The organism is Desulfonatronum sp. SC1, from assembly GCF_003046795.1.
In the GTDB taxonomy this organism is placed as follows: Bacteria; Desulfobacterota; Desulfovibrionia; order Desulfovibrionales; family Desulfonatronaceae; genus Desulfonatronum.
Window position 1 is genome coordinate 1 of record NZ_PZKN01000080.1, and the last position, 692, is coordinate 692.

A 692-nucleotide genomic window follows, 5' to 3' on the forward strand; every position below is an offset into this window, starting at 1 on the left:
ACATTAACCACCAGATGCAGATGCTCAACCTCATCCAATCCCTAAATAAAGAACTGAATCTTACTGTCTTGATGATAATTCACGACCTGAATCTGGCTGCAGAATATTGCGACCAGCTTATTCTCATCAACGATGGCAAAATTTATACACAAGGAACACCGGCCGAAGTGCTCACATTTCAAAATATTGAAGCAGTTTACAATGCCGTCGTCATCGCACAAACCAATCCCTTATCGGGAAAGCCTGTGATATTTCCGGTATCGGGAAACATCCTGAAAACCCATCGCACCGACATAAACAACCACCATAAAACAGTGACCGGCAATAGATTATTCAACCAATCAAATATTAATCATAAACAATAGCAATATAAAATTGCATGTAAATATAAAATGTTATATTTGCACCAGATTTGGTTTCCTGAAGTACATGCCGCTTTAGGATTAAAAGGGAATCCGGTGATTCTGCAAAGAAAATTCCGGAGCTGTACCCGCAGCTGTAAGTTCTATTAAAAGGTTTTTGAAACACTCATGCCACTTTCCCGATTTATCGGGATGGGAAGGCCTCAAAAACCGGAACGAGCCAGAAGACCTGCCAATGTCAACCAATGAATCATAGCTTTCGGGATAAAAGCGATGTGATTGATTTATCAGTCAATTCCTCATGTTCCATTTGGCAGCCCGGGCACATTC

The 692-nt window shown here is 40.9% G+C and carries 1 pseudogene and 1 riboswitch; the pseudogene reads left to right on the plus strand.

What is annotated here, in order from left to right:
- Window positions 1-365: pseudogene (locus C6366_RS20805) on the plus strand (hypothetical protein); the annotation flags it as partial.
- 31 nt (window positions 366-396) lie between these two features.
- Window positions 397-614, plus strand: a riboswitch (cobalamin riboswitch).
- The last annotated feature ends 78 nt before the right edge of the window (window positions 615-692 follow it).